This is a genomic window from Persicimonas caeni (assembly GCF_006517175.1).
Classification (GTDB): Bacteria; Myxococcota_A; Bradymonadia; order Bradymonadales; family Bradymonadaceae; genus Persicimonas; species Persicimonas caeni.
Window position 1 is genome coordinate 7569947 of the sequence record NZ_CP041186.1, and the last position, 24618, is coordinate 7594564.

General features: G+C 63.5%; 22 protein-coding genes. 13 read left to right on the forward strand and 9 right to left on the reverse strand.

The genetic code is table 11. From position 1 onward, the window contains the following. Positions 1-127: 127 nt before the first annotated feature. Both FIV42_RS28110 and FIV42_RS28115 read right to left on the reverse strand, forming a co-directional pair. On the reverse strand, positions 128-1660 hold the full coding sequence (locus FIV42_RS28110; RefSeq protein WP_141200914.1) for a hypothetical protein: 1533 nt from the start codon (positions 1658-1660) through the stop codon (positions 128-130). Next, the gene (locus FIV42_RS28115; protein WP_141200915.1) at positions 1660-2013 is read right to left on the reverse strand and encodes a tetratricopeptide repeat protein; all 354 of its coding nucleotides are present in this window, start codon (positions 2011-2013) and stop codon (positions 1660-1662) included. Before FIV42_RS28115 ends, FIV42_RS28110 begins: the two co-directional genes overlap by 1 nt. A gap of 55 nt (positions 2014-2068) precedes the next feature. Here FIV42_RS28115 and era point away from each other — a divergent pair, with 55 nt between their 5' ends. Beyond that, positions 2069-3034, forward strand: a complete 966-nt coding sequence (gene era / locus FIV42_RS28120; protein ID WP_141200916.1) for a GTPase Era — start codon at positions 2069-2071, stop codon at positions 3032-3034. Between the two features lie 128 nt (positions 3035-3162). Continuing rightward, positions 3163-4479, forward strand: coding sequence for a ribosome biogenesis GTPase Der (gene der, locus FIV42_RS28125; RefSeq protein ID WP_141200917.1), 1317 nt, complete (start codon positions 3163-3165; stop codon positions 4477-4479). Between the two features lie 357 nt (positions 4480-4836). Here the strand turns inward: der and FIV42_RS28130 are convergent, their stop codons facing one another. Together FIV42_RS28130 and FIV42_RS28135 are read right to left on the reverse strand one after the other, a co-directional pair. Further along, positions 4837-6723 carry an alanine/glycine:cation symporter family protein gene (locus FIV42_RS28130; protein ID WP_222615336.1) on the reverse strand — a complete coding sequence of 629 codons (1887 nt, stop codon included), beginning with the start codon at positions 6721-6723 and terminating at the stop codon, positions 4837-4839. A gap of 351 nt (positions 6724-7074) precedes the next feature. Continuing rightward, the gene (locus FIV42_RS28135; protein WP_141200918.1) at positions 7075-7647 is read right to left on the reverse strand and encodes an outer membrane beta-barrel protein; all 573 of its coding nucleotides are present in this window, start codon (positions 7645-7647) and stop codon (positions 7075-7077) included. A gap of 257 nt (positions 7648-7904) precedes the next feature. On the opposite strand from FIV42_RS28135, the gene FIV42_RS28140 reads away from it, so the two are divergent. Together FIV42_RS28140 and FIV42_RS28145 are read left to right on the forward strand one after the other, a co-directional pair. Then, positions 7905-8690, forward strand: coding sequence for a YfgM family protein (locus tag FIV42_RS28140; RefSeq protein ID WP_168210999.1), 786 nt, complete (start codon positions 7905-7907; stop codon positions 8688-8690). 15 nt (positions 8691-8705) lie between these two features. Continuing rightward, the gene (locus tag FIV42_RS28145; protein ID WP_141200920.1) at positions 8706-9881 is read left to right on the forward strand and encodes an outer membrane protein assembly factor BamB family protein; all 1176 of its coding nucleotides are present in this window, start codon (positions 8706-8708) and stop codon (positions 9879-9881) included. A gap of 43 nt (positions 9882-9924) precedes the next feature. Here the strand turns inward: FIV42_RS28145 and trmB are convergent, their stop codons facing one another. Both trmB and FIV42_RS28155 read right to left on the reverse strand, forming a co-directional pair. Next, positions 9925-10542 carry a tRNA (guanosine(46)-N7)-methyltransferase TrmB gene (gene trmB / locus FIV42_RS28150; protein WP_168211000.1) on the reverse strand — a complete coding sequence of 206 codons (618 nt, stop codon included), beginning with the start codon at positions 10540-10542 and terminating at the stop codon, positions 9925-9927. A 62-nt stretch (positions 10543-10604) separates the two neighbouring features. Continuing rightward, entirely contained in the window at positions 10605-11537 is a 933-nt protein-coding gene (locus tag FIV42_RS28155) for an MBL fold metallo-hydrolase (RefSeq protein ID WP_168211001.1), read from the reverse strand. A 184-nt stretch (positions 11538-11721) separates the two neighbouring features. On the opposite strand from FIV42_RS28155, the gene FIV42_RS28160 reads away from it, so the two are divergent. From FIV42_RS28160 to FIV42_RS28180, 5 genes are all read left to right on the forward strand, one after another. Beyond that, on the forward strand, positions 11722-12558 hold the full coding sequence (locus tag FIV42_RS28160) for a prolipoprotein diacylglyceryl transferase family protein (RefSeq protein WP_141200923.1): 837 nt from the start codon (positions 11722-11724) through the stop codon (positions 12556-12558). Between the two features lie 25 nt (positions 12559-12583). After that, the gene (locus FIV42_RS28165) at positions 12584-14515 is read left to right on the forward strand and encodes a sensor histidine kinase (protein WP_168211002.1); all 1932 of its coding nucleotides are present in this window, start codon (positions 12584-12586) and stop codon (positions 14513-14515) included. Beyond that, positions 14499-15308: a DUF72 domain-containing protein gene (locus FIV42_RS28170; RefSeq protein WP_168211003.1), complete on the forward strand. Its 810-nt coding sequence runs from the start codon at positions 14499-14501 to the stop codon at positions 15306-15308. Before FIV42_RS28165 ends, FIV42_RS28170 begins: the two co-directional genes overlap by 17 nt. A 105-nt stretch (positions 15309-15413) precedes the next feature. Further along, complete coding sequence (locus FIV42_RS28175; RefSeq protein WP_141200926.1) at positions 15414-16028, forward strand: hypothetical protein; 615 nt, start codon at positions 15414-15416, stop codon at positions 16026-16028. Positions 16029-16040: 12 nt separating this feature from the next. After that, the gene (locus tag FIV42_RS28180) at positions 16041-16805 is read left to right on the forward strand and encodes an SDR family NAD(P)-dependent oxidoreductase (RefSeq protein WP_141200927.1); all 765 of its coding nucleotides are present in this window, start codon (positions 16041-16043) and stop codon (positions 16803-16805) included. A 41-nt stretch (positions 16806-16846) separates the two neighbouring features. On the opposite strand, the gene moeB is transcribed toward FIV42_RS28180, so the two are convergent. From moeB to FIV42_RS28195, 3 genes are all read right to left on the reverse strand, one after another. Then, entirely contained in the window at positions 16847-18019 is a 1173-nt protein-coding gene (gene moeB / locus FIV42_RS28185; RefSeq protein WP_141200928.1) for a molybdopterin-synthase adenylyltransferase MoeB, read from the reverse strand. A 138-nt stretch (positions 18020-18157) separates the two neighbouring features. After that, positions 18158-20956 (reverse strand): HEAT repeat domain-containing protein, encoded by a 2799-nt coding sequence (locus FIV42_RS28190; protein WP_141200929.1) that lies wholly within the window; start codon positions 20954-20956, stop codon positions 18158-18160. Between the two features lie 8 nt (positions 20957-20964). After that, the gene (locus FIV42_RS28195) at positions 20965-21414 is read right to left on the reverse strand and encodes an NUDIX domain-containing protein (protein WP_141200930.1); all 450 of its coding nucleotides are present in this window, start codon (positions 21412-21414) and stop codon (positions 20965-20967) included. 87 nt (positions 21415-21501) lie between these two features. Between FIV42_RS28195 and FIV42_RS28200 the strand changes: the two genes are divergently transcribed. Genes FIV42_RS28200 through FIV42_RS28215 form a run of 4 tightly spaced genes read left to right on the forward strand, consistent with a single transcriptional unit; the run spans position 21502 to position 24389 of the window. After that, positions 21502-22128: a Maf family protein gene (locus tag FIV42_RS28200; protein WP_141200931.1), complete on the forward strand. Its 627-nt coding sequence runs from the start codon at positions 21502-21504 to the stop codon at positions 22126-22128. Positions 22129-22158: 30 nt separating this feature from the next. Then, positions 22159-22890: a YggS family pyridoxal phosphate-dependent enzyme gene (locus FIV42_RS28205; protein WP_141200932.1), complete on the forward strand. Its 732-nt coding sequence runs from the start codon at positions 22159-22161 to the stop codon at positions 22888-22890. Next, on the forward strand, positions 22890-23720 hold the full coding sequence (gene proC / locus FIV42_RS28210) for a pyrroline-5-carboxylate reductase (RefSeq protein ID WP_141200933.1): 831 nt from the start codon (positions 22890-22892) through the stop codon (positions 23718-23720). The genes FIV42_RS28205 and proC overlap by 1 nt, the downstream gene beginning before the upstream one ends. A gap of 42 nt (positions 23721-23762) precedes the next feature. Next, positions 23763-24389: a DivIVA domain-containing protein gene (locus FIV42_RS28215; protein ID WP_168211004.1), complete on the forward strand. Its 627-nt coding sequence runs from the start codon at positions 23763-23765 to the stop codon at positions 24387-24389. The last annotated feature ends 229 nt before the right edge of the window (positions 24390-24618 follow it).

The following is a 24618-nucleotide window of genomic DNA, read 5'->3' on the forward strand; positions in this document are numbered from 1 at the left end:
GGCCCGCGGGCGTTGCAGGGGCGCCCGGTGACTTACGAGCCGGCCCGGAGCGTTTCGAAGACGATTCGAGTCGTCGCGAACCAGCCCGGAGCGCTTCGAGGGCGTTTCGAGTCGTCGCGAGGACGATTCAGGAAGTCGCAAGCTCGCGACGCTCGATTACAGCGACGTGTCCCAGCAGCAACACCACCTCGGCGACGGCCATCGCCCACAGCGAGACGTTCGCCAGGGCGACCAGCCCGATGGCGGCGACGAGGGGCACGAAGAGCTCGGCGACGCGGGAGCGGCCGGCGAGGCGCCAGGCGAGGGCCATGGCGCCGTTGAGGGCGAGGCAGGCGCCCGCGGCGAGCGCGGCGTAGGCGAGGCCTGTGAGCCAGTCGCCGTAGCGTACGCCCTGGGCGAGGAGGACGAGCAGGGCGTAGGGGGCGGTCACCAGCAGGCATTCGCGTACGGCGAAGACGACCGCGGCGGCCAGGTCGGCGTTTTGGGGCAGGGCGAGCAGGTTTTGGTAGGTCGGGCGGATGCGCGGGGCGGAGAGGCGCACCCACGGGTTGACCAGGGTGGCCGCGGCGATGGCCGGCAGCGTGACGACGAGCCAGCCGGGCAGGGCGGCTTCGCTCAGGCGGAAGACGGCGATGCCGGCGGCGAGCCAGCCGAGCCCGTAGGTCCAGCGGGCGAGCATGTAGCGGCGGCCAAATTGGAGCGCGTAGGCGCGAAAGACGACCCGGGCGGCCTGCGGGAGCAGGGTTTCGCCGAGGCGTTTTTTGCCGAACTCGCTCTTTTGGTGCTGCGCGGAGACCTCGTAGCCGACGAAATCGGCCTCGTGGAAGCGCGCGGCCATGCGGGGGAAGCCGGCGACGAATTGGCGGTACGAGACGACGATCGCGACGGCGAAGGACGCGCCCAAGATACCCAGGCCCACACTAAAAGCACGAGTGGGCTCGCCGGCCTTGATGACCTCGCCGAGCACGAGCTTGGCGAGGAGGATGACGATGACCGAGACGGCCAGGGCGACGCCCGGGGAGTACAAAAAGACCTGGCCTGCGCCGCCGTAGATGTCGCGCGTCTCGCCCTTGCGCTTGTCATCTTTGGTGCGCGAGGGCTTGCCGGTCATCGTCGAGCCGGCGCTCAGTTGCACCGCGAAGCCGATGGCCGAGCTGGTGAGCAGCCCCAGCGCCATGAGCGCCACGCAGGTGGCCGCGGCCAGCCCGCCGCCGTGCCACCACAGCGGGATGAAGAAGGGGGCGAGCAGCAGGGCGGCGCCCAGCGCCTCGCCGAGGGCGGCGAGGAGGCGGTCGACGTACAGGGCGTACAGTTTTAGCGGGTAGGGCTCGACGGCGCGGATGTCCTTTCGGCGAAAGAGGAGCTCCATGACCCGGAAGTTGAGCACCGAGGAGGCCAGGGCAGCCAGCCAGAAGGCGGCCTCGAGCGCGGCGGCGCCGGCGGGCAAGCTCTCGTCCTCGCCGGCCACGCCCATGGCGGTGACCACGTCGGCGGGCGGCTCGAGCAGGCCGGGGGCGGCCGCGTGGCCCAGCGCGCCGAGGCCGCCGACGAGCACGACGATGGCACCTACGAGCGCCGCCCACCAGCGCGCAGAGCGCCCCGAAGCGCGGTTTCGCAGCCCGGCGAGTCGCGCTCTCATCAAGATGCCCAGGTGAGTCATCAGTCCGTATCCTGCTTGTTTTCGTTATTGTTCAGCCGATTATTTGGCTGGGGGGTTCGATTCGTGCTGGACTTTTGGGCCCCGTTCGATGCTTGTTTCTGATTGGCGGCGCCGACGTAGCGCGGCCGGGGCATATCTTTGCGCATGAGCACCGAGCGCACTTCGCGATGAATACAGCGAATGCGAAGTTCGGCAGTTTCTGCTAGAGGACTCTGTGGATATGCCTCGAGAAACGCTTGATATCCATCCAGCGCGGCGTCATAGTCGCCGGCGCGATAATGGGCTTCGGCGTACTCGAACGCTTGCGTTTGAGTTTGCTGCGGGTCTTCGCATGCGACGACGCCCCCCAGCATCCAAGCGCACAACACAAGGATCACAAGGGCCCGAATGGAACGGGTTGGTCGAGATATGGGAAACGACATCGAAGAGCCGTTGAAGAACGAAGAAGAGTTTGCTGACTTTCACGCCGGTTTCGTGGCGCTCATTGGTCAGCCGAACGTCGGTAAGTCCACCCTGATGAACAGGATTCTGGGCGTCGACCTGGCGATTACGACTGCGAAACCGCAGACGACGCGCAACCGGATTCTAGGGGTGCGGACGTTCCCTGAAAAGGGACAGATTTGTTTCGTCGACACGCCGGGCATCCACAAGGCCAAAAAGCGGCTCAACCGGGCGATGGTCTCCACGGCGCTCGACGCCATGGACGAGGTCGACCTGATCTGCCATGTGATCGACGCCGCCGAGTACGTCGACAACTTCGACCGCTACGACGAGGTGCCCTCGACCGAGGCGTTCATCCTCGACAAGCTCTCGGAGGTCAACCAGCCGGTCTTCTTGTTGTTGAACAAGGTCGACCTGGTCAAAAAGAAAGACCTGCTCTTGCCGGTCATCGCCGACTTGAGCGAGCGCTACGAGTTCGCCGAGGTCGTGCCCGTGAGCGCGGCCAAGGGCGACAATATCCGCCGGCTGGTCGAGGTGCTCATCGAGCATCTGCCCGAGGGCCCGCCGATCTTCCCCGAGGATATGCTCACCGACCAGGCCGAGCGGTTCATCGCCGCGGAGTTCATCCGCGAGCAGATCCTCGAGCAGACCCACGAAGAGGTGCCCTACAGCGTGGCCGTCGAGATCGAGCGCTTCGTGGAGAACGCCGAGAAGAATATGCTCGAGATCTCGGCCATCATTCACGTCGAGCGCGACAGCCAGAAGGGCATCGTCATCGGCAAGGGCGGAAGCCGGCTGAAGTCCATCGGGCGCGAGTCGCGCGCGCGGATGCAGTCGTTTTTCCACCGAAAGGTTTTCCTAGAGACATTTGTTCGTGTCGAGTCGGAGTGGAGCGAGGACCCCAACGCGCTGCAGCGATTCGGCTACGAATAATCCCGAGAATCACCACAGGGAGCACGGAGTCCACGGGGAAAGGCCAACAGAGTAGTTCTCCGTGCCCCCTGCGCTCCCCGTGGTGACCCCGAGCCCCCGAATCTTCCGAAATCCCGAGACCCCGCAACATGAGCTTCTTGATCGCCATTGTAGGCCGACCCAACGTCGGCAAAAGTCGCCTGTTCAACCGCCTGTCGCAGACCGGTGATGCCATCGTGCACGACTTCGAGGGGGTGACGCGCGACCGGCAGTACGCCGACGGCAAGTGGTACGACAACCGCTACACGGTCATCGACACCGGCGGGTTCGTGCCCGAGGCCGAGGAGCCGATGCTGCGCCAGATGCGCAATCAGGCGCAGCTGGCGATGGACGAGGCCGACCTGATCGTCTTCTTGCTCGACGGGCGCGACGGCATCTTGCCGGCCGACCGCGAGATCGCCCAGATGCTGCGCCAGGCGACCAAGCCGGTGCTCTTCGCGGTCAACAAGATCGACTCGCCGGTCAACCCCGAGCGCCATATCGGCGAATTCTACGAGCTGGGCACCGAGCTGTACCCGATCAGCGCCGAGCACGGCCACGGCGTCGCCCAGTTGATGGACGAGGTGTGCTCGCATATCCCCGAGGATCAGGAAGAAGAAGCCCACGAGATGCACGCGCGCATCGCCGTGGTCGGCAAGCCCAACGCGGGCAAGTCGAGCACGATCAACGCGCTTTTGGGCGAAGACCGGCTGCTCACCAGCGAGGTCGCCGGCACCACCCGCGACGCCATCGACACGCGGATTGCGCGCGGCGACCAGGAGTACCTGCTCATCGACACGGCGGGGCTTCGGCGCAAAAAGAAGATCTCGCACCAGCTCGAGGAGTACGCGGTCGTCCAAGCGATTCGCAGCATCGACCGCGCCGACGTCGTCCTGTTCGTCATCGACGCCACCGAGGGCATCACCTGGCAGGACAAAAAGATCGCCGACGTGGTCAAAAACCGCGGCAAGGCGTGCGTCATTATCGTCAACAAGTGGGATTTGGTCGCCAAGGAGACCGCCACGGCCGGCGAGTACGTCCACGCCATCCACCGCGAGATGCCGTTCATGGCCTTCGCGCCGATCATGTTCGTCAGCGCGCTGACCGGCCAGCGAGTCCACAAGATCCTCGACCGCGTCGACGAGGTCTTCGAGCAGTACACCAGCCGCATCTCCACCTCGGAGGCCAACCGCTTCCTCGAGCAGGCGCTGGGCCAGCACAACCCGCCGATGCACAAGGGCCGCCCGGTCAAGTTCTACTACGCCTCGCAGGTCGCCACGCGCCCGCCGACGTTTTTGTTCTCGGTCAACCGCCCGCAGGGCGTCAAACCGAGCTATCGGCGGTACTTGGTGAACAAATTGCGTGAGGTGTACGGGTTCGAGGGGACGCCGATCAAGACGGTGTTGCGGGGGCGTGGCGAGGAGTGATGCTTTAGCGGAGCGGGGGCTTGCCCCCAGCGTAGCCAACGCCCGTGCAGCCCCAAGGCTTGCCTTGGGGTAAACCGTGCCATTCCTGAACACGGGTCCATGTCGATCGCCGCAACTCCTGAACGCGGCCCCCACTCGATGGCCCCAATCATCACAATTCATCGCACCAATGGGCGACGTGTACGATTGCGTTGTTGAACCCATGTGGTCGTTGACGTCAAAACCCCGCGGCAAGCCGCGGGGCTGCACATTGGGATGGAGAACCCATGTGGTTGTTGACGTCAAAACCCCGCGGCAAGCCGCGGGGCTGCACCGGCGAGAGCTACGCTCGGGGCAAGCCCCGGCTCCGCAGGGGGACTATTTGTACGTCTCGAACTCCCCTTTCTTGTAGCTCGCCCAATACTTCTCGAGGCGATCGCCCACCTTACCGCTCAGGATGACCGCGCCCAGGATGTTCGGGAAGGCCATCGACAGGAGCATCAGGTCCGAGAAGTCGAGCACGTTGCCCAGGCTCGAGATGGAGCCGAGGACGATGAAGAGCAGGAAGATGATGCGGTAGGGCATCGACTGGCTGGCGCCGAAGAGCGTCGTCCAGCAGCGCTCGCCGTAGTAGCTCCACGAGATCATCGTGCTGAAGGCGAAGAGCACGACCGCACCCGACAAGACGTAGGGGAAGAAGCCGATTTCGGAGCCGAAGGCTTTGCTCGTCAGCGAGATGCCGGCCAGGCCGATGGTGTCTTGCTGGGCGTACACGCCGGTGATGACGATGACGATGCCGGTCATGAAGCAGACGATGATGGTGTCGATGAACGGCTCGAGCAGGCCGACGACGCCCTCGCGGATGGGCTCGTTGGTCTTGGCCGCCGAGTGGGCGATGGCCGCCGAACCGATACCTGCCTCACTCGAGAAGGCGGCGCGCCGCACGCCCTGGACGAAGACGCCGACCAGCCCGCCGGCCCACATCGAGTCGGTGTTGAACGCCTCGCTCAAGATGATGCCGACCGCTTCGGGGACCTGCTCGATGTTCATGAAGACGACGGCGAGCGCGGCCAACACGTAGATACCGCACATGGTGGGCACGATCTTCTCGGCGACTTTGGCGATGCTCTTGATGCCGCCGATGATGACCAGGCCGACCAGCACGGCCAAGATGAGGCCGTAGACGAGTCCGCGTTCGTTCTCGCCGCCCCCGATCGGCTCGGGGTTGACCACCGCGACGCCCTCGGGCTGGGCCCAATCTTTGATCTCGCGGCCCTCGATGACGCCGATTTGCATCTGGGCGACGGAGTTCGCGCGCACGTTGTAGCGAGTATGGGCTCGCTCGGCGACGATGGGCACGCGGGCCACAAAGGCGCCGTCTTCGCGCTTCCAGTCGTCCATGGTCACCGTGAAGCGGGCTCCGGCGGGGCCGTAGTGGCGCTCGGTGGCGTCTTCGGACTCGCTCGCGGAGGGCACGTTGAAGCGGACGACCTGCGGGGGCAGGTCCCACTCGCGCGGTTGGTCTGCGCGAAGCACGACCTCGCCCTGGGCCTTGGCGCCGCCGAGCCAGGGCACGATTTCGGTCATCGCCTGGAAGCTCTGGTTGGCCTGGAACATGTTGCCGCCGCCAAACGAGGCGCCGATGCACAAGATGGCGAAGATCAGCGACAGCGCGACGCCCAGGGGCTTGAAGAAGCCGCCCATTTCGGCCAGGCCCTCGCGCAGGTAGACCATGGGGCCGCCGCGCACGTCGCCCTTCTTGTCGATGCGACGGTACATCTGGCCGAGGCTGACCTCGGTGAATTTGCTGGTCATGCCGAACAGGGCGACGACCATCATCCAGAAGACCGCGCCCGGGCCGCCCATGCTCACCGCGATGGCCACGCCGGCGATATTACCCAGGCCGACGGTGGCCGAGAGCGCGGAGCTTAGCGCCTGGAAGTGAGAGACCTCGCCGGGGTCATCGGGGTTGTCGTATTTGCCGCGGGTGACGTCGATGGCGTGCTTGAACGCACGCAGGTTGATGAACTTGAAGCGTAGCGTGAAGAAGAGCGCGCCGCCGAAGAGCACCATGACGATGAGCGGCATCTCCTCGAGCACCGGCAGCGGGGGGCTCCAGAAGAGCACCGCCCCCATCGGCTCGACGACTGCGCCGAACCATTTGTTGATGGTTTGTTCGCCGGCCAATCCCGCCAAGACGGCGATGACGATGACGATGATCACCGGGATGGCGTACTTCTGAGTGTCTTTGAGCTTGTCTTTCATGTCGGCGGCTACAGGGGGGCAACGGATCGGGTGATGCCGCCGGCAAAAAGTTGCGCAACATCACCCAAACAGCACGAAATAATTTAGAACTCGCAATGTGATAGCACTGCGGAGGGTGTCGCCGCAAGATCGTGCTATTTTTGCAGACAAACTACAATTTGGGGGTCGAGAATCGGAAGTGGTCCAAAAACGCGCGCTATTTTTGCAGACAAACTACAATTTGGGGGTCGAGAATCGGAAGTGGTCCAAAAATGCGCGCCATTTTTGCAGACAAACTACAATTTGGGGGTCGAGAATCGGAAGTGGTCCAAAAACGCGACCCTCAAGATGTAGTTTGTCCGCCCAAATAGACTACAACCTGAAGTGATACGCCAAGTTCGCGCCAATCGTCGAATAGATAGGAAAGTCGCCGGGGTCGGTCAGCGGGGCGTGCAGCTCGATCATGCCGCCGAGGGACCAGTTGCGGCTGTAGCGCCAGTCGAGGCCGAGGCTGAACTTGCCGCCGACCGCCGCGCGGTTGACGCCGGGGGCGTCGGGCGGGGCGATGACGAAGTTTTCGATGGCCAGGCCCACGTAGGGGACGTACTGGAAGACGTCGAGGTTGTAGCGAAACCCGCCGAAGAGGCCCAGCACCTGGCTGGAGGGGATATCGTCCTCGGTCTCGGCAAAGTGGTAGCTGCCCTCGACGCCGCCGACGATGCTCCAAAAGTCGGTGATGCCCACCCGCGCGCCGATCTGGGCGCCGGGCCCCCATTGGCCGTTGTCGCTCACGGCGTTGGCGTTGGCCAGGTTGAGCGCGCCCCATAACTGGGCGTAGCCGTCGCTGGCGCTGGCCTGGGCGGGCAGCACGGCCAACAGACAGAAGAGAAAAAAGGCCGGCGTGAACGAGCGGAGGCGGCGGTCGAGGCGGGCTGGAATGGTCATGGCACTGATTGAGTTAAAGTTTTTGGAAAATCGAGCGCACCTAGTTACGTGGTATCGGCGTTGGTTGACACTCACAAGTGGCAACAATATAGTCCGCGACTCGCTGGCCCGGCCGATTTTCGGGGATGCTCGACGCGTCCTACAGAGCTCGTGTCGACCGCTGACTTCAAAATAAGCTTTTAGCCCCTGTCTGGAACTGTCCGCCCGACTTGATGACTAAAGAGGCGCTGCGGACCCGCAGGTTACGGAGAACATATATGGCAATCAAGATTCGCAAGCGCACCGACGGCGAGGAGCCCGAAGCAGAAGCTCCCGAGGGACAGGCCGGCGCACCTGCTGCGTCCGACCCGGTTCTCGAGGCGACGATGCGTGGTGCCTCGTGGGTAGAGCAAAATCGCAACCTCGTCATCGGCGGGGTTATCGCGGCGGTGGTCGCGATCATCGGCGTCTGGGTGGGCACGGCCTATATCGAAGGCCAAGAGGTCAAAGCCTCCTCGACGTTGAGCCCGGCGCTGTGGGATTACGCGGCTCCGGTCGAAGGCTCCGAAGAGCTCGACCTGATCAAGCAGGCCGAAGAGGTCGATCCTCCCGCGGAGGTCTTCGCCTCGGAGACGGAGCGTTGGCAGGCCATCTACGACAAAGCCGACAAATCGCTGTCGGCCAAGGGCTCGGGCGCGCTGGCGCAGACCGCGCGACTGACCAAGGCCGCCGCGGCCAACCGACTCGGCAAGCCCGACGAGGCCGTCGAGCTCTACAAGGCCTACCTCGGCGGTGAGACCGACGAAGCGATGCTTCCGGTGGTCTACCTCGGACTGGCGACGGCGCACAGCGCCAAAGGTAATGTCGACGAAGCGGCCGCCAACTTCGACAAGCTCGTCGAAGTCGACGCCAGCTACGAGGGCCTGGCCATGTATCAGAAGGCTCAGGTGCTCGAGGCCGCCGGCAAGACCGACAAGGCTAAAGAGCTGTACCACGAGATCCTCGAGTCGGACCCCGAGACGCCGTACCGCGACGAAATCGAACGACGATTGGCACTTCTTTGATTGTTTGGCTCTGCAATGACAGACCACTTTCGCTCTCGTGTGCGCACGGCTCTCTTGATCGGCCTGGGCGCCGTACTCTCTGCCGGCACTCTGGCCGGCTGTGCGGCGTCTCAGGATATCGAAAAGGAGGCGCCGTACGACCGCGAGCCATTCGCCACGCGCCCGCACCTCAAGATTAGCTGGCGACAGCTGGTCAACCCTCCCGGCGCCTGGGAGTACCGCCCGCGCGAGTATTCCACGCCTCATTACCGCAAGAGCACCGACGAAATCTTCGTGGGGACCGACGACGGCATGCTGTTGAAGGTTCGCGGCGGCGACGGTGAGATTTTGTGGAGTGTGAAGCTCGACGGCCCCATCCACGCCGAACCCTCCTTTGGAGACGGTCGCGTGTACGTAGGGACGCTCACCGGCGGCTTTTACGCGGTCGACGAAGCGACGGGCGAAACCCTGTGGTCGACGGAGATCGACGGCTCCATCGAGTCGCGCGCCTCCTACGCGCAGGGTCGAGTCTTCTATACCACCAGCAATGACGACCTGATCGCGGCCGACGCCGCCACCGGAAAGCGCCTGTGGAGTTATCGGCGCCCGGCGCCCGAGTACTTCACCATCAAAGAGACGGCCAAGCCGGTCGTCGAAGAGGGGAGCGTCTTTTGCGGCTTCGCCGACGGGGTGATGGTCTCCCTGCAGATCGACACCGGCGAGGTGCTCTGGCAGAGCGATTTGAGTGGGGGCAAAACCGAGTTCATCGACGCCGACGAAGACCCCGTGGTCGCCGGGTCGCGGCTCTTCGCCGCCTCCTACGACGGCGGGCTGTACGCGCTCGACAAGACCAGCGGCGAGCAGATCTGGCAGGTGCCCCTGTCTGGCATTGCCGACTTCATTTACGGCGAAGACACGCTGTACGCGGCCACCGCCAACGGGCGTCTGGTCGCCGTGGGCGCCGAGGACGGCACGACCCGCTGGGCGTTCCGCTTCACGGACAACTCACCGGTGGCGCTGACCGCCACCGAACTCTATCTCTTCGTCTCCACGGCCAGCGGGCCGATGTACGTCCTCGATCGTGCGACGGGTTACCCGCTGATGAAGTGGGACCCCTCCACCGGCTTCAACACCCGCGTCGTGTTCGGCTCGACTGCAGGCTTCGCCTTCTCGAATCGGGGCTACCTGTACGGCTTCGACGTCGCGTACTGATTCAAACACTTGGCGCCCCGTTCGAGGGCGCCAAGCCCGTCTGTCAGATTCTTTCGTAATACAACGTGTGGATGGGGATGCCCGCCTGGATGACGTGGCGCTCGCGAGTGCTGCGAGGGAAGGGCTCGAGCGGGTAATCGAAGACGTCGACGGGGCGGAAAGCCTCGTGAGCGTCGAGCGTGTCGCGCATATCGTCGGCGAATGGGCCGACGTCGGTGCGAATCCACAGCTTGCCGCCTTCGATCATCTTCGGGGCGAGCAAGTCGAGGAATTCGGGCTGGATCACGCGACGCTTGCGGTGGCGAGTCTTCCACCACGGGTCGGGAAAGAGCAGAAAGAGTTCGCGCACCTGGCCTTCGTCGATGACGATGGGCAAGACGTGGTTGGCGTCGGCCTGCATGACGCGCGCGTTTGCGATCTCGTTTCGCTCGAGCCGGCCTTTGGCGGCGTCGGCCAGGCTCTTGGTCCACTCGATGCCCAGAAAGAATCGATCCGGAAAGCGCTCGGCGAGCCCTTTGATGAAGCGGCCGCGGTTGCTGCCGATTTCAATGCTCACCTGGTCGGGGAGTTCGATGTCGCGGGCGAATTCACGCACGCGCTCGAGCTCGTCGGCCTGGTACTCCTCGGTATATTTGTCGAAACGGTAGTCGAGATTAGGCACGGTATGTCGCGCTTGTATGAGGTGAAGTTGGGGGAGGGCGAAGCTCAGCTCGAGGGCGCCGCTCAGAGAGTGATTTCCATCTCGTCGCGAGCCACCAATGTGTTCTCGAACAAATCCTTGCCACGCGCTTCGAGTTCGTCGAGCGTGTTGTCGTTGTTGCCCGGGTCGTGGTGGAACAAGAAGAGCTGCCCCACGTCGGCCGCCTTGGCGAGGCTGGCGGCGATTTCGACGGTCGAGTGGCCGTAGCCCTGCGTGGGCACCGGCATCGAGACGTAGCGCTCCTCGGTGTACATCGCGTCGTGGATGAGCACGTCGGCGCCGCGGGCGAACTCGATGAGGCGGCGGTCGCCTTTGACGAAGCCCTCGGTGTCGGTGGCGTAGACCAGCGTCTTGTCGCCGGCGCTAATCTTGTAGATATTCACCCCGGACTTGGGGTGGTTGTAGCCGCGCATGCACTCGAGAGTCAGTTCGATCTGACTCGGATCGGGGGCCTGACCGGCCGTCCGCGGGTGTCGCGGCCGACACTGAATAGGCGCGTCTTGGCCTTCGACGAAATAGATGACGTCGGCCTCGCCGATGTCGGCGAAGCGAAAGTCGGCCTGCATCTCGTAGCGCGGCACCGGAAAGAACGGCGGCGACATGAACGCGTCGATGGTCTCTTCGAACGAATCGAAGCGCATGTTCTGCGGGCCCCAGATAGACACGCTCGCATCGGGCATATACATCGGTGCGAAGTAGGGCAGTCCGATGAGGTGATCGAGGTGCGCGTGCGTGATGAAGACATAGGTCTCCAACGGCTGCTGCGTCTCGATGTAGCGTTTGATCAGGTCGTTGCTGTGGCTGACCAGCCCGCTTCCGGCGTCGAGGATGATCTCGCGCGACCCGGCGCGAACCGTCAGACAGGAGGTTTGGCCGCCGTAGCGGACGTGATCGGTGCCTGAGACCGGAATGCTTCCGCGGCACCCGTAGAATTTAACAGAGAAATCGGAAGGCATTTGACTTGGAACTGCAGCGGCCATTCAATGACAGATTCGACTCCGTGCGGTGTGGAGTCGTGCGGCGTCGGCCGCCAAGAGGACTCCCCGCAGGCAATCTGTATGTTCGGGGGAATATAGCAAGTCGAATTTTACATCGTCAAGAAATGGTCTCGCTTTCTCCCCTCACAATTCGCACTTGTCGATGAATTGGCTCACCACACAACTTCCCGCCCAGAGCGTCTGGATGGGGGCGGGGCTTCTGGTCGCTGCCGCGATTGCCGTGGGGGCAGGGCGCATGCGGCGGGTTCCTGCCAGTGAGATCCTCGCGCTGTTCGGGCTGTGCGTGGTCGTAGGCGCGGCGTCGAGCCGAGTATTTTGGGTGCTCGCGGCACCGAGTGTCGACATCGGAGTCGCTGTCGCGCATCTAGGAGAGCTGCTGGACCCTCGAAATGGCGGGTACAGCTCGTTCGGGGCCTTCGGCGGTGCCGCGGCTGTGGTAGCCCTCTGGTGTTACCTGCAGCGCCACGAAGCATGGGCGTTGCGCGCGATCGACGCGCTGGTGCTCGGCGGGCTCAGCGGGCTCGCGCTCGCGAGGGTAGGCTGTTTGGCCAACGGCTGTGATTTTGGGCGCCCGGCTCAGCTTCCGTGGTCCATTCAATACCCCGCCGGCTCCGAAGCGTTCGCGCTGCACGTCGAGTCTGGACGGATTTTGGCCGATGCGTCGTGGTCAGCCCCGGTTCACCCGTTCCCGCTGTATATGGCGGCGGGCACTCTGCTCATTGTGGCGATAGGGCTCGGCGTCTTGTCGCGCGGCCAGTCGTCGCCGGGGCGGGTGGCAGTGTTGGCCGCAGGCGCTTACCTTTTATGGCGATTCGCGATGGAGTGGACTCGGGCCCCGTCCACCGTGGCCAGTTGGGGGGCGGTGAATATCCACCACCTCCTGGCCGTCATCGGTCTTGGCGTGATATTCACAGTCGCCCGCAAGCTTGATGCTTGCAGGTCGACGTCTGCTGCGCCACAATCGGGGCGCGAAAAATAGGCGGATTCTTGGGCGGCAAAGGTATATGAGTCGGGTACTATTCATTCGAGACGGCGCGCTCGCCGACGACCTGGAGCATCTCTGCGACCAGACAGGGAAGCTGCAGTTCGTCGGCGTCGACGATCTCGAGTCGGCCTGCTCGCAACTCGTCGCCTCGCGCTTCGACTCACTGCTGATGCCCTACGGCGACCAAGTCGCGTGTGGACACCCCGAGCTGGAGCGTATCGTGGGCGACCACCCCGACGTCTCGGTCATCTGTGTGGTCTGCGATGGCGACCATGGTGCCGCAGCACGGGTTGTGCAACATGCCTCGGCCGACGTTTTGCTCGAATCACAACTCGCGTCCGAGCACGGGGCCTCCATGCTGGAGGCGCTCGTGGAGCGTCTGGCCACGCAGTCACGCGAAGTAAGCCTGCAACACGAATTGGAGCGGCGAAACTCGGAGTTGCTCGGGCTCAACGCGCTCGCGAGTGCCGTGTCCAGTTCGCTGAGCCGCGATGTCATCGTGCGCCGTGCGTTGTGGGTCTTCGGCGGTTTGTGCCGAAAGGGCGCGGTCGCGCTGGTCCAAATCGATCCTCCTCCGCCACTTGCAGAGCGCGTGGGCGAAGCGACCGAACGACTCCGGGACGAACCGACCGACATTTCCCTCAAATGCCTCAGCGAGTTTGCCGTCGACGGTGAGCCCGTGTGTGCGGCCTTCGAGCCACCGGAGCGTTGGCTCGAGATCATTCAGGACGACGCCATCGTCGTGTTCGACGATGGGCTCGACCCCGGCAAGTTGCCGGGAATCGAGCCGTTGGTCGACCGATTGGGCGACGGCGTGCTCACCCTCGTTCCCATTTGGGGGCAGGGGCGTGCGCTGGGCATCCTGATCCTCGCCGATCTCGCCCCCGGCAGCCGCGTCCCCTTTACCCGCGAGGGGTTGCGCGCGATGGCCGCGCAGCTGGGCGGCGCGCTCGAAAACGCCCGCCTCTTCGAGGAGGTGACCAGCGCCTACCGTTCGCTCCAGAGCACTCAGGATCAGCTCGTCCACGCCGAGAAATTCGCCGCCATGGGCGTGCTCGCCGCCGAGATTGCCCACGAAATCAACAACCCGGCGAGCTTCGTCATCAGCAACTTGAGCGTGATGGACGATTACGTCGAGACGATCGGCGAGTTCCTCGAAGACTTCAGGGCCGTGCTCGAGCGCGAGGCGCCCGCGCTGGTCGACGCGTGGGAGGAGCTGGCCGAGCGTCACGAGATCGCCTTTTTGCGCGAGGACCTCGACACGCTGTTGTCGCGCAGCCTGGGCGGCATGCAGCGCATTCATCAAATCGTCCAGGACCTGCGCTTCTTCTCTCACGATACTGCCAACGAGCCTGGCTGGATCGACATCGAGAGTCTGCTCGAGTCGACGATCAACTTGGTCAAGCACGAGGCGAAGTATCGAGCGCGAGTCGAACTCGACTTTTCGGGCGTGCCCCAGATTTTTTCGGACGCCAACCGATTGAGCCAGGTCTTTTTGAACCTGTTGGTCAACGCCGCCCACGCCATCCAAAGTGGCGCGCCCGACGAAAACGAGATTGTGGTCGAGACACAGCGCGACCACGACAGCGTGACGGTGACGGTGCACGACACCGGCGAGGGCATCCCCGAAGAGATTCTGCCGCATATCTTCGACCCCTTCTTCACCACCAAGGAGCCGGGAGAGGGGACGGGGCTCGGCCTGTCGATTTCGCGCGACATCGTGCGCAGCTTGGGCGGTCAAATCTGGGTGACCAGCACGCTCGGCCAAGGGACCACCTTCAGGGTGACCTTGCCGATCCGGGCGCCGAAATTCGAAGAGGATGACGAGCTTCGCGACAGCGGAAGCTTTACTGTTCCGGTCAACCCCAACGACACCGCCGAGTACGCTGCAGATGCCGACACGACCCTCGAAGCCGACACCGAAGGGGAGCAGATTGGCAAAGAGCGGTGAACTCTTCGACGGGGTCAAGCCAGAGTGGGACTCGGCACACGACCAGTTCTATCTGGGAACGGCCGGCTGGTCCTACGATGATTGGGACGGCGTCTTCTATCCGGCGGGGACCTCCTCGAAGGGTCGTCTACCGTACTACGCCTCGCAGTTTCGCAGCGTCGAAATCGACTCGACGTTCTACGCCATCCCGAGCCGAACCACCGTGCAGTCGTGGCACCAACGCACACCGCCCGGGTTCGTCTTCGCCGCCAAATTCCCCCGCCAAATCACCCACGAGGCCCGATTGGTGGGCTGCGGGACCGAAGCGGCGACCTATATCGAGGTGATGACCGAGCTTGGAGACCGGCTCGGCCCGCTTCTTATCCAGTTGCCGCCCAGCTTTACCGTCGACAACTTCGACGACTTGGCTAGGTTCCTGGAGGGGTTACCCGACGGGTTCATGTACGCCGTCGAGGTGCGTCACCCCTCCTGGCTCGTCGACGAGTACGCCGACCTACTGAAGCGTTGGCGGGTCGCCATGACGCTGACCTGTGGAGGCCACCTCGGTCGTTTTTGGCGCGTCACCTCCCGGATTGCCTACATGCGCTGGCTGGGGCCTCACGACCCGTTCGAGCGCTACGACAGGCTCCAAGAACCGCGGGACGAGGCGCTCGACTGGTGGGCGCCGCGCATGGCGCACTTCCTGGGCCGCGGCGGCACCCTTTTTGGCTACGCCGCCAACGACTACGAAGGCTTTGCACCCCAGACGGCTCGTCGCGTCTCGCGCCGCGTGGCTGACTGCCTCACGAGTTGACACACCACGCGGGTGTAATGCATATACACCTGCGCGCCTCCCCCGGGACATGCATGAATGGGCCCCGGGATGACGAGGAGACTTCCATTTCAAGGGAACAAGTCCATGCCGTACGCCAATATTGCCGAAGTCAGCACCTGTCTGTCCGACTGCATCGACTATTGTCAGAAGCATCAGGACATCGACTACTGTGAACACCACTTGCCTCATATGCTCGACGTCAAAAACGAGATGAAAGAGGCGTGGGCGACGACGGACAAGCATTTCGCGCGATGGAAGCGCGAGGCCGGCGAGGACAAGCTGAGCTGGAAGAACCTGGCCAAGCTCTTGCGCGAGGTTCAGCGCAAGCTCGAGCGCATCGACGCCATCGGCTATCCCGACCGCCGCGTGATGTATTGGGACGAGGCGATTTTGGAGAACGCCGCGCGCGAGATGATGGACTATCTGGCCGAGCATACCGGCAATATCGACTTCGCCGAGGACTACCTGACGCGCATGGAGCAGCTCATCGACACCGCCCACGGTGAGCACGACCAGTCCGAGGACGCCCTCCGCTCGTATCGACGCTTCTTCCGCCAGCGTCGCGACGCTCTGTCGAACGCCTACCACGTCATCGGCGAATTCCGTGAGTCGATGCGCCGCAACCTCGGCAAAGACCACCCGGACTATCAATCCATTCGCTGGGCCTGGTCTGTTTCGCCCGACGAGACGGTACTCTAACCCACAACCGCCATGAACAACTTGAAAGGACGCGTTGCGTTGGTCACTGGAGGCAGCCGCGGCATCGGCCGTGCTCTCTGCCTCCAGCTCGCCGAGCGCGGGGTACACGTGTACACCTGCGGCCGCGACGAAGAAGCGCTCCGTGAAACCGAAGAGCAGGCCCCCGGGCCCGGGTCGGTCGTCGGCATGGTCGCCGATGTGACCGACCTCGAGTCGATGACCGAACTGTTCGCCAAGATCCGCGACGAGCGTGGCCACCTCGACATCCTGGTCAACAACGCCGGGGTTCTCGGGCCGCGCGCCCGCATCGAGAAGGTCAGCTTGCAGGAGTGGCGACACACGCTCACCGTCAACGCTGACGGTGTCTTCATCGCCTCGAAGCTCGCCATGGGACTGATGCGCAAGTCTGGCGGCATCATGCTCAACGTCTCGTCGAGCGTCGGCCGCAAAGGGCGGGGCGGTTGGGGGCCATACGCCGTCTCCAAGCACGCTTTGGAGGGACTGACCGGCACGCTCGCCGACGAACTCGAAGACGATGGCATCTGCGTCGTCTCGGTCAACCCCGGCGGCACGGCCACGCGTATGCGCAAGAAGGCTTACCCGGACGAAGACCCCGCGACGCTTCCCACCGCCGACGAGGTCGCCGGAACGTTCATGACGCTCATCGAGCGTCTCGACGTCGCCCAGACGGGCCGCCAGTACAACTCGCGTGACCTGATGGAGTGTTTCGGAGAAGAGATGGAAGCAGAAGAGCTTCCGTACGTGGGGAAGGCGTAAAGTTCGGAGCGAGGGCGTCTTGCCCTCGCTCCGAATATCTCTCAGATACTCACCGCACAGAACTGCTCGTAGTCGATAAAGCCGGTAAACTCGGCGTCTTCACCACAAGCGGGGCACTTGGGGTCGCGGCGAAGCTTCATCTCGCGGAACTCGGTCTTGAGTCCGTCGAAGGCGAGCAGGCGGCCCGACAGCGGCTCACCGATACCCACCAGAAGCTTGACCGCCTCGATGGCCTGCAACAGACCGATGACGCCCGGGAGCACACCCAGCACGCCAGCTTCCTGGCAGCTCGGCGCGAATTCGGGGGGCGGCGGCTCCGGATACAGGCAACGGTAGCACGGCCCGTCATGGGGCACGAAGCTTGTGACCTGTCCCTCGAAGCGGAACACCGAGCCGTGCACGTTGGGGATCCCCAGGTGCACGCAGGCGTCGTTGATGAGGTAGCGGGTCGGGAAGTTGTCGCCGCCGTCGATGACCAGGTCGTAGCCCTCGAAAATGGAGAGCACGTTGTCGCTCGTCAGGCGCGTGTTGAACATCTCGACTTCGACGTCGGGGTTGAGACCTTGAATGGTCTTCTTGGCCGACTCGACCTTCGGTTCGCCCACGCGGTCATCGGCGTGCACGACCTGGCGCTGCAGGTTGGAGCGGTCGACGACGTCCGAGTCGATGATGCCGAGTTGGCCCACGCCGGCTGCTGCCAGGTAGAGCGCTGCAGGGCTTCCCAGTCCGCCGGCGCCGAGCATCAGCACCTTGGAGTCGAGAAGCTTCATCTGACCCTTCTCGCCAATCTCGGGGATGATCAGGTGCCGGCTGTAGCGCGACATCTGCTCCTGATTGAGCGTCTTGGCCACGTTGACCGGATACCCGGCCTGCTTCCAGGCGGTGAAGCCGCCGGCCATCGAGGCGACGTTGTTATAGCCCAGATCCTCGAGCGTCTTGGCGGCGAGCGCCGAGCGCGTGCCGCTTCCGCAGTACAAGATGATTTCCTTGTCGCGGTCAGGCACCAGGTTTTCGATTTTCAGATCCAGTAGGCCACGGGGCACGAAGTCGGCGCCTTCGATGTGGCCGTCGACGAACTCGTCGCGCTCACGCACGTCGATGATCACGCGGTTGTCGCTCGTCTTCGACTGGCTCCACTGGTCGTGGACGCTGTCGACGTCGGTCTCGCGGATCTGTTCTTTGATTTTGCTGACGATATCGTTGATTCCAGCCACGAAGGTGCTCCTGTGTCTAGAGAATGGGGCCGGGGAATTCCCCAGCCTGTCGGTCCGCGCGAATAATCGATGAATTGATTTCAATGATTAGCCACGATAACGGCCAATTCATATCAGGATGGTAGGGATTGTTCAACGCTACTCAGTGTCCGGCTGTTTGGATGCATTATCTGCGCTGTCGGATTCAGATTCTTCGTCGCCTTCGAGCACATCGTCGATGTCTTGGCGCACGGAAGTGAGGGTGCGCCGACGCTCGATCATCGTGATGGTGTCCTCGATCAAGGTGCGCAGCTTGGGATCCGCGCTCTTCTTCCAGACCTTCAACGAAGTGAGCAAACCCTCATCCTGATAGAAGGCGAGGGCGCGCAGTGCGACCTGCTGGACATCGAGCGACGTGCTCGTCTGTGCGAGCTCGAGCAGCTTGGGCATGGCCGCTTCGCTGCGCCGTCGGCCCAGCGCCAGCAGGACGTGGTCGCGAAGCTTGTGCTTGGAGCGAGTTGGTTTGGCAAATTGCTCCCATTTTTGCTCGGTCAGCGTCGCCAACAAAAAGGTCTCACCAGTCTGACTCCTGTCGACGCCGAGAAGATCGAGCATTTCGAGGCGCAGATCGAGATTGACCTCGGGGTTCTCGACAAGACGCTGAGCGACCTCGGCTTTGACGGGGCGCCCCGCGCGGTCGAGCGCCTGGGCGGCGAGCAGCGACGCTGTCGTATTGGGCTTGTCGAGAAAGAGCTTCTCGAAGGCGGCATCGGTTTCGTCGGTCTCGACTGCGGCGAGGACCCGAAATGCCTGCTGCAATCCTGCCTTCCAACTCTCCTCACGCGAGTATGCGAGCACCTCGGATACAACCTCAGAGGCGTCGTCGCGCTCGGCCAAAGCGCTTACGGCGGTGATACGCACGTCGGGAGAGCTATCGCTGAGCGCGTCGACGAGCAGGTTGCGCGCCTCGGCTGAGGGGTAGCGCTCGATAGCGGCGATAGCGGCGCGGCGCACCAGCGCGTCCTCGTGGTCGGCGAACTTGCGCTTCACGGTGTCGAGGAAGCCCTGTGCGCGGAAAAACTTCGCCACGCGAAGCGCCCGAAGCAGCGTTCGTCGGCTCTCGACCTTATCGAGCATCGGCTCGAACAACTCGGGCCGCGGCAGCTCGCCCAGCCCGTTGAAGTGCAAGCGCTTGCCGAGCAAGTTGAGCGCTTTGAGCGCATCGTAGCCGCCCTCTGTATTGATGTTGGCGTGCGCGTAAACCAATAGCGGCTCGACCAGAGGCCTGCCGCCGGAGCCTATGGCTCGGATGCGCTCGTTACGCACGGAGCGACTGCCCTGGCCGAGGTGCTCGACGAGTTGATTCAGGTGCGCCGGCTGACCTACGCGACCCAGAAGACGCAGCACATCGGTGTGCTTGCGGTCCTTGTCGGGCGCATCTTCGCCCAAGAAAGCAATCAATCCCGGGGCTGCTTCGGCATAATGAGCCGCCAGGCTGCGCTTGACCGCGCGGTACTCCGCATCGGCCGGGTCGCTCTCGCGCAGAAACTTGATGAGCATCGGCACGGCCTCTTCGGCCGGGAGGCTGGCCATCAGCGGGATGATCCGACGTCTCTCTTCGGGCGTGCCTTCCGCGACAGCCTGGCGCACCACACTCACGAGCTCGTCCTCCAAGCTCAGCGCCAACTCCGAGATGCGCTGGCGCGCTCGCGCATTCTTCTCGGTGGAAATTCGCTCGACGATGCGCCGCGCCGTGGCTTTCGCGTCTTTGGCATGCAGCTCCGAATAGGGCGTAATCTCGGCGATGATCGCGGTATCGCGCGTCCATGACGGTTGACCGGAGACGCGCTTGCCGCGCGTGGAATCGAGCAGCATGACGCTCATACAGCGGCTCTCGATCGGCTTCGGAAGCTCGACGAGGACGCCTCGACCGTTGTCAATCTGCTCGCGCGACACACGGCCCAGGTCGATGACGAAGCGCGAGCCGTCCGAAAGCCCCACCAAGACACGTGTCGGGCGGGCAAACGCCTCGAATAACGCTTTGCTGCCTCCGAGCCCGGGAAGGATCCGAATCGACTCGAGGGCGACGGCGTCATTGAGCTGCGCGCTGACGAATTCGCCGCGCCCCAACCCGTCGACGCCCTCCATCCAAGCAGTGTTGACCTTATGGTCGCCGAGCTCGAGCGGACGAATCAGTGCGCCGCGTCGGTTCGGACTTCGTCGGTCGCTCGAAGCGGCGAACCACTGGTACCAGGCCTGAAGCGACGGCGGTTGGAACTCGGCATCGGGCTTCTTTGCATTCAGGGTCGGGGCGTCTTTCAGCAGGCGGTCGATATCCAGCTTTTGCGTGAAGGTGCCGGAATCGGGCTCATAAAGATCGAAGAGCACCGGTGCGTCGGTCGGACTTCCACAAAAGATGGAGTCGCTCCCCCGTCGGCGCCGCACGAGCTGACTCTTTCCCTTCTTCGTTCGAGCTTTCTCGAACGCCAGTCGTTGGCCTCCGTCGAGAGACGAGTACTGAGCAGTGTCGACGCGAGTCCATCGTAGCTTGTTGCGTTTTTCCTCGACCGCCCAGACCACCTGAAATTGAGTCGCCGACGGGGGACCGTCGCCGTTCACGCCGGGGAGCGCGGCGAACATCACCGCCGAGACACCGTCGTCGAGCTCTTCGGTGGCGACTTCGAAACCGTAATGGTCGGCAAAGATCCAACGCGGCAGCTTCTCGCGAAGCTGAGTTGCCCCCGATTCGCCCTCGCTGGCGATGTGAACCTCCCAGGTATCTTTGGCGACCGTCGGCTCGACTGTCAGCCGAACCTTCTCGCCGGCGCCTGCAGGCTCGAAGGTCTCCTGAAATCGGGGTTCGGGAGACTTTTCTTGGGCCGAGGCCGTCGTTGCGGTGGCCAAACTGAGGGCGGCGCAGCCGAGCAGCGTACAGAATCGGTGGCTCAAAACGTTCATCCAGTGTCTCAGCTGTTGCGAAATCGTTCGAGCTCCGCGCTCGGCGAGGGGCGCTCACCGGTGTCGCGGAACCTGAAGTAGTGATTTAAGATGCGCTCGTGATCGAACACGATGTCCTCGGGGAGCTCGTCGCGGCCAAAGAGGCGTGCCTCCTGGGCGTCGTCTGCTCCGCGCGGCTCTCCTCGGGCGCTGGCGACGAAGGCCGTCGACATCGTGTGCTGGCGAGGGTCCCTCGCCGGATGGGAGTAGACGTACAGCAACTCCTCGAGTGTCACTTCAAGGTTCGTCTCTTCGTCGGCTTCACGCACGGCAGCGCTCTCGACGGTCTCCCCCTCGTCGACGAAGCCGCCGGGAAGGGCCCATCCGTGCGGCTCGTTCTTGCGGCGGATGAGCACGATGCGATCGTCGACCTCGATGATGATATCGACGGTGGGCGTCGGATTCTTGTAGTCAGCCATTGAATCGAATTTTTGACAGTCTTGTGATCCAACCCTACGGTCTTCTTCAACGTAACCGATTTGCGGAGCCAAACACTCCGAGCGACGATGGCACAGATAAACGATACCAACCGAAGATTCATCCTCGCGAGCGGCTCGCCGCGGCGCCTGGAACTGATGAGCAACCTGGGCTTCGAGCCCGAGGTGCGCGTCAGCTCGATCCCCGAGCAACGTCAACCAGAAGAGTCCCCGACTGATTATACGCGTCGGCTCGCTCTTGCGAAGGCCGAAGACGTACGCGACAGCCTCGAAGACGAAGACGCGCTGCCCGACTGGATTTTGGCGGCGGACACGATCGTCATCTTCGACGGCGAGGTGCTCGAAAAGCCCGCCGACGCCGACGACGCCTTCCAGATGCTGCGAAACATGTCGGGCCGCGATCACGTGGTCGAGACGTCGTTTTGCTGGCTGCAGCGCTCCACGGGGCGCTCGTCTGTGTGCACGGTGCAGGCCGACGTCGAGTTTCGCGAGCTGACCGACGAGATGATCCACCGCTACCTCGACTCGGGCGAGCCGTTCGACAAGGCCGGCTCGTATGGGATCCAGCTCTTGGGAAGCGCGTTCGTGCGCTCCGTCGACGGGTCGTATTTCGCGGTGGTCGGTCTGCCGGTATGCGAGGTTGTCGAGGAACTCCAGAAGCTGGGCGGCCTCGAGGGCTTTCCCTTTCGCACTTGAAGTTGAAGCAAGCAGCAGTTGAAGCACGCTATGGCTGACGAATCGACAACTCAGTACGACGCCCAAACGCTTTGCGACAACCTCGCGGCCGTCGAGCAACGCATCGAGCAGGCCTGCGACAGAGCAGGGCGCTCGGCCGACGAGGTGACCCTGATCGCGGTGAGCAAGACGCACCCGGTCGAGGCCATCGAAGCGCTGTACGAAGCAGGGCACCGCGACTTCGGCGAGTCGTACGTGCAGGAGTGGCAAGACAAGGCCGCCGCGCTGCCCAAAGACATCGTGTGGCACTTCATCGGCCATCTGCAGTCGAATAAGGCGAAGTATATCGCCGACGAGGTCGCCATGGTGCACTCGGTCGACCGCAAGAGCGTCATGAAGCAGCTCAACCGACGCAGCGACGAGCGGGTCGACGTGCTCTTGCAGGTCAATATCGCCGGCCAGGGCACCAAGAGCGGCGTAGCGCCCGACGGGCTGATTGGCCTGCTCGAGCTGACCCGCAACTACCCGAGCATGCGTGTGCGTGGGCTGATGACGATTCCCCCCTACGTCGAGAACCCCGAGGAGAATCGCGGCCACTTCCAGAACATGCGCGAGCTCTTCGAGCGTGCGAAGGCGTGGCTCCATGAGAACGCCTCCGAGGACGCCGACGCCTTCGAGCACCTCTCGATGGGTATGACCGGCGACTTCGAGGTCGCCATCGAGGAGGGCGCCACCATCGTGCGCGTCGGAACAGGGATTTTTGGTCAGAGAGATTATAGCTGATGAGTGATGCGACACCGACAACGAGTTTGGACGAGATGACCGTGGTGCTTGTCGGCTGCGGGCGCATGGGAAGTGCGCTGGCCGGCGGCATGGTCCGCTCGGGGCGCGTCGCCGGCGAACGGCTGGTGCTCCTCGACGCCGACACACAGAAGGCCGAGGCGCTCGCCGACGAGTTGGGCGCGCTCACCGAGCTGTCGCAGGCCGCAGAGGGCCGCAAGTTGTGGCTCGTGGCGGTCAAACCAAAGGTCGTGGCGAGTGCGCTCGCCGGGCTTTCGGACGAGATTGCGGCCGACGACATGATCGTATCGGTCGCCGCGGGACTTTCGCTGGCCAAGCTTCGCAGTTTCGTGGGCGAGGGCCCGGCAATCGTGCGTTCGATGCCCAACACACCGGCGCTCGTCGGCAAGGGAGTCACCGGCATCATGGCCGACGGCGACGCAGACACCGGCGCAGCCAAAGAGATGTTCGAGAGCGTCGGCCACGTCGTCGAGTTGAAGCGCGAGGAGAATTTCGACGCGCTCACCGCGGTCAGCGGAAGCGGGCCGGCCTATATCTTTACGGCCATCGAGGCGCTCGCCGACGGCGGGGTCAAGATGGGCTTGAGCCGTGAGGTGGCCCGCGAGCTTGCGACGCAGACTGTCGCGGGCGCGGCCGCGCTCGTGGCGGACGACCCGAGCGTGCACACCGCCGAACTCAAAGACCGCGTGGCCAGCCCCGGCGGCACGACGATCACAGCGCTGGCTGCGCTCGAGGAACACGGATTTCGGCACGCGCTCATCAGCGCGGTCGAGGCGGCGGCGACCCGTAGCCGTCAGATGGGCGAAGACTAATTGTTATTGCGTTCATAGCGCGACGCCATGGAGGGCAGTTGTATGAGTGCTTTTAAGTTTAGCGCCGAAGATATCGCCAATCAGACCTTCGAGACCCGCTTTCGCGGCTACGACCGCCAGCAGGTCGAGGAGTTCCTGAACGTTTTGAGCCGTGAGTACGACCACATGGTCACCGAGCTCAAGCAGGCTCGCCAGGAGCTCAAAGAACACAAACAAGAGCTGCGCGAGTATCGCCGGCGCGAAAAGAGCCTGCACGACGCCCTCAATATGGCCAAGCAGGTCGGCGAGGAGATCAAGCAGCAGGCCGAGCGCGACGCCGAACTCACCATCGCCGACGCCGAGCTTCGCGCCGAGAAGATGCTCTCGGGCGTGCAAAACCGCGTCACCGCGATGCGCGAGGAGCTGTTCGGCCTGCAGCAGCAGCGCGTGCGCTGCGAGACCGAGCTTCGCAACGTGCTCGAGTCGCACATCAAGATGCTCGACCTGCTCAGCATGCCCGAGGGCGACAAGCGCTCCTCGATTTCGCGCGCGCCCAAGCCGCCCGAGCCGGCCGACATGCGCCAAAACGACCCCGAGGTCGACGAAGTGCTGTCGGTCAGCGAGTCGGACATCGAGTCGTCCCAAGAGATCGACGACGCCGGCGCGACCGCACCGGGCATGATGCCGTGAGCGTCGAGACTCGAGACGCAAAAATAAAGGCGCCGTGGCGTTGAGCCGCCACGGCGCCTTTCTCATTCAGTCATCCATTCATTGATGTTGTGTGCGCTATTCTATCCAATCACCATTCACACATTGAACTTCATGCCCCGAACTTCCGAATGCATCGGCCCCAAGACTCGCCTACTTGTCAAAGCATAAGCCGTGCCAATCATCGGGCGGATTTGAAAGCGGGTGCCAG